Below are 4961 nucleotides of genomic sequence, written 5' to 3'. Positions count from 1 at the left end.
GATCGCGCGGGGAGAGGACTGGACGCGCCACCGGCTCGCGACCCCCCTCTTCATCCTGTTCGGGCTCTCGGGCATCGTCCTCGCCGTCGCATGCACGAACGTCGCCGGTCTACTCCTCGCGAAGGCGACCGCACGCACGCGCGAGATCGCGATCCGGCGCAGCCTCGGCGCGAACACGGCGCGGCTCGTCCGGCAGCTCCTCACCGAGAGCCTCGTCCTCGCCCTCGCCGCGAGCGCCGCCGCCTGGCTCGTCGCCCAGGGGTTGACCGCCGGCGTGCTCTCCGTGATGGCGAGGACGCGCCACCCGCTGTTGATCGCGTCCCCGATGAGCGGGCGCGTCCTCCTCTTCGGGATCGCCGCCGCCGCCGTGACCGGCGTGCTCGCGGGCCTCGTTCCGGCGTGGCGGGTGTCGCACACGGAACTGACGCCGTCGCTCAAGGAGGCGGCGCCGGTCGCGGGGGGCGGCCGCCGCGGCGGGCGCGGCGCCGGGATCCTGGTCGCGGCGCAGGTGGCGCTCGGTCTCCTCCTCGTCACCGCCGCGGGGCTCTTCGCGCGGACGCTCGCGAATCTGCGGCGCGTGGAGCTCGGGTTCCGGCCCGATCACCTCGTTCTCTTCTCGGTCCGTCCGGGGTTGAACGGCTACTCCGGCGAACGGCTGTCCGGCTTCTACGACGACCTCCGGCAGAGGCTCGAGGCGATCCCGGGAGTGCGGGGCGCCACCCTCGCGCTCCACGGCGTCATCGGCGGCGGCGATTCGACGACGACGATCGAGCAGCCCGGCGGCAGGAAGCTCGACACCCACGTCAACATCGTCGCCGCGCGGTATTTCGAGACGCTCGGCATCCCGATCGTCGCCGGGCGGCCGCTCGGCGAAGGCGACCGCTCGCCGCAGGCCCCCGCCGCCGTCGTCAACACGGAGCTCGCGCGGCTCCTCTTCCCCGGCCAGAGCCCTCTCGGCCGCACGATGTCGCTCGATCCCAAACGGCCGCCGATCTCGATCGTGGGCGTGTGCGGCCCGGTCCGCTACAACCGGCTGCGCGACCCCGCGCCCCCGACGTTCTACGTGACCTACCGCGAGCGCCCGACCTCGCCGGACGAGATGACGTTCCACGTCCGGTACTCGGGCGATCCGGCCGCGGCGATGGCCGCCATCCGGGAGACCGTCGCGGCGCTCGACCCGAACCTTCCGGTCGTCGACCTCCAGACCCAGGACGACGCGATCGACGGCGCGCTGTCGATCGAGCGCGTCTTCGCGATCCTCACGGGCTCCTTCGCCGCGCTCGCCCTGCTGCTCGCGGCGATCGGGCTCTACGCGGCGCTCGCGTTCTCGGTCGCCCGCCGGACCCGCGAGATCGGCGTGCGGATCGCACTCGGCGCGACGGCCTCCCGGATCCGGCGCTCCGTCATGCGCGACGCTCTGACGCAGACTTTCGCGGGGCTCGCGGTCGGAGTCGCCGCCGCCGTCGCGCTCGGCCGCGTACTCCGGAGCCAGCTCTTCGGACTCTCCGCCCTCGATCCGCTCGTGCTCGCCGGCGCGGCGGCCGTGCTCCTCGCGGCGGCCGCGCTCGCCGCGTGGCTCCCGGCCCGGCGGGCGTCGTCCGTAGACCCGATGACGGCGCTGCGGACGGAGTGAGCGCGGGAGAGAAGGAGGAAGAAGTGACGGGACTCGTTTGCGACCTGCGCTTTGCATTTCGGAACCTCCGGAAGACCCCGGGGTTCGCGGCCGTCTCCGTCGCCGTCCTCGCGCTCGGCATCGGGGCGAACGTGGCGGTGTTCTCCCTGGTCGACGAGATCTGGCTCCATCCGATGCCGGTCCCGCATGCCGACCGCCTCGTCCGGATCTTCACGAGCAATCCCGGTCCCGAGGGCGTTGTCGCGCAGGGCTACAGCTCGTACCCCGACCTCGACAGCCTTCGCGGCACCGCGAAGATGCTCTCGGGGGTCGCCTCTCTCGAACGCCGCGGCGCCCTGCTCGACACCGGAAGCGAGAACCGTCTCGTGACGGCCGCCGTCGTCTCGAACGGCTTCTTCGACGTTCTCGCACCCGTACCGGCGCTCGGCCGCACGATTCCCGAGGCGGAGGCGGCCAACTCCGGGACCAGGGTCGTGATGCTGAGTTACCCGTTCTGGCGCGGCCAGTTCGCCGGGGATCGGGCCCTGCCGGGCAAGACGATCGTTCTCGACCGGCAGCCGGTCCTCGTCGCGGGAATCCTGCCGCGCGGGTTCCGCGGAACAGACCCCCTCTCCGTCCCTGACGTCTGGATCCCGGTCGGGACCTGGATCGAGCTGACGGGAGAGCGGGCCCGCCTCTCCCGGCGCGGTTTCCGCGATCTCGACCTTTTCGCGCGGCTCGCGCCCGGCGCCACGATCGCGCAGGCGCGATCGGAGACCGCCGGAATCTCCGGCGTGCTCGCACGCGCGTTTTCCGAGACCAACGGCGGGCGGCGTATGACCCTCCTCCCCGAGAGCGCATCGAGGGGCGGGGACGTCGCGCGCCTCTCCTCGATCCTCCTCGCGACCGCCGGGCTCGTCCTCCTCATCGCCTGCGCCAACGTCGCGAGCCTGCTCCTCTCCCGGTCGGAGCACCGGCGTCACGAGCTCGCGACCCGGGTGGCCCTCGGCGCGACCCGCCGACGTATCGTCCAGCAGCTCGCCATCGAGACGACGGTGCTGGCGGCCGCGGGAGGGGGTGCGGCGCTCCTCGTCGGCTCGTCGCTGATCGCCCTGCTCCCCGGCCTTCTCGCCGACCTGAACCTGGGCGCCGGCATCGACGCCCACATGAGCCTGCGCGTGATCGGCTTCGCGGCGCTTGCCGCGGGAGGCTCGCTCTTCCTCTTCGGCGTGCTCCCCGCCCTTGCCGTGTCGGGGGTCGCGCCCGCGAGCATGCTGAGACGGCCGACGGAGACGGGACGGACGCGGGGAGGGCTGCGCTCGGCCCTCGTCGTCGGGCAGGTGGCCGTCGGCCTCGCGCTGTCGGTCACGGCGATCCTCCTCGTGCGGTCGTTCGCGCGGGCGCAGCGCGCCGATCCCGGTTTCGACGCCCACCAGAACATGCTCGTCGTCGAGCTCGTGCCCTCCTTCGGTGCGCCGACGCCCGAGGCGCAGCGGTCCTTCGTCGAGGAGGCGCGGCGGCGGCTGGAAGCGCTGCCCGGGGTATCGGGCACGGCCGCGGCGATGCGCATTCCTTTCGGCCTGAGCGGAAGCGGTGCGACCCGAAAGCTCTTCCTTCCGGACGGGGGCGCAGAGCACGAGGAGAAGAGCGTCGGCTTCGATCCGGTCGGCGACCGCTTTTTCCAATTGATCGGCACGCCGGTTCTCAGTGGGCGCGCGATCGACGCGCGCGACGTGCGGGACGGTGCGCACGTGCTGGTCATCAACCAAACGATGGCCCGCCGGTTCTGGCCCGGCGGCGACGCCCTCGGGCGGACCGTCCGGCTCGACCGGCCCGACGGAGCCGATTACCGGATCGTCGGCATCGCCCGCGACAGCGTCAACGCCGAGCTGGGCGAGGATCCGGCGCCGTACCTCTACACGCCGATGGGCGCCGACGACTACGGAGAGCTCACCCTCGTCGTCCGCACGCGAGGCGAGGCCTCGACGATGGCGGGCCCGGTCCGCCGCGCGCTCCACGAGGCCGGAACCGACGTCCCGGCCATCTACTTCGCGACCCTGCGCGAGCATATGCGGCTGGCAACCGCCGGCCAGAGGGTGACGACCGACCTCGTTGTTTCGCTCGGCTCGACGGGGTTGCTCCTCGCCGCCGTCGGGCTCTACGGATTGATGTCGTTCCTCGTCTCGGCCCGTATCCGCGAGATCGGGATTCGGGTCGCGCTCGGCGCATCGCCGGGCTCGGTTTTCCGCGGCGTGTTCGCGCGCGTCTTCCAGCTGACTGGCGTCGGGATCGCCGCGGGCGCGGTCCTCTCCGTCGCCTCCGCGCGGGCCGTCCGCTCGCTCCTGTTCGGCGTCGCTCCCGGCGATCCCGTCGCTTTCGCCCTCGCCGTCGTGATCCTCGGAGCGACGGCGGCAGCGGCGGCCTTCCTGCCGGCGCGGCGGGCGACGCGGGTGGACCCCGCCGAAGTTCTCCGATGCGAATGACGCGATCTTCGCCGCAATCTCGAAAAACCGACCCCATGAAAGCCTCGAGGGAGGAATGACCATGCTTCACGATCTCGTCCGGGACGTCGCGGTCGCCGCGCGCATGATCCGCCGCCGGCCGAAGTTCGCGGCGATCGCGGTAATCACGCTCGCCGTGGGGATCGGCGCGAACACCGCGGTGTTCAGCGTCGTCCGCGCCCTGCTCCTGCGCTCGCTCCCGTACCGGGAACCGGACCGGCTCGGGTTCGTCTCGGGAGTCGACGTCCGGCACGGCGCGGCCGAGCGGCGGGCTTCCTTCGACGAGTTCCGCCAGTGGCGGGCGCAGAGCCGGGAATTCGAGGATCTCATCGCCGTCTCGCCGCTCTGGAATTTCACCCTGACCGGCGGGTCCGATCCCGAGCAGGTCAAGGGGCACTTCGTCTCCGAAGGGTTCTTCGACGCTCTCGGCATCCCGCCCGCGGTCGGCCGCGGCTTCACGGCCGCGGAGCACCGCACGGCGGCCCCGGTCGTCGTGATCAGCGACGGGCTCTGGCGGAGGCGGTTCGGCGCCGACCCGCGCATCGTCGGCCGCACGCTGTCGGTCGAAGGCGAGACGGCGACGATCGTCGGTGTGGCCGCGCCGGGGTTCGAGTTCCTGGAGCCCGCCGAGCTCTGGGCGCCCCTCGAACGAAACCCGTTCTCGCACAGCCGCGGCTACGTCCGCATGCTCTCCGTCGCGGGGCGCCTTCGGCGCGGCGTCTCGCCGGAGGCCGCCGGGCAGGAGCTCGCGGCGATCGCTGCCCGGCTCGACGGCCGTCCCGCCGGCGACCCGCGGACGGCTGTCCGGGTCGTCCCGCTCCGCGAGCATCTCCTCGGCAGGATCCGGC

Annotated in this window: 3 protein-coding genes; all 3 read left to right on the top strand. The window is 72.7% G+C overall.

Annotated features, from left to right (window positions below; genetic code table 11):
* Positions 1 to 1633, top strand: a 1633-nt coding sequence (locus VKH46_00665; GenBank protein HKB69327.1) for an FtsX-like permease family protein, incomplete at its 5' end; no start/stop codon positions are given.
* A 23-nt stretch (positions 1634 to 1656) separates the two neighbouring features.
* The gene (locus tag VKH46_00660; protein HKB69326.1) at positions 1657 to 4095 is read left to right on the top strand and encodes an ABC transporter permease; all 2439 of its coding nucleotides are present in this window, start codon (positions 1657 to 1659) and stop codon (positions 4093 to 4095) included.
* 61 nt (positions 4096 to 4156) lie between these two features.
* On the top strand, positions 4157 to 4961 hold an 805-nt coding region (locus VKH46_00655; protein ID HKB69325.1), incomplete at its 3' end, for an ABC transporter permease.

The sequence above is a fragment of the Thermoanaerobaculia bacterium genome (assembly GCA_035260525.1).
In the GTDB taxonomy this organism is placed as follows: Bacteria; Acidobacteriota; Thermoanaerobaculia; order UBA5066; family DATFVB01; genus DATFVB01.
This window is presented reverse-complemented; position numbering and strand designations above follow the sequence as displayed.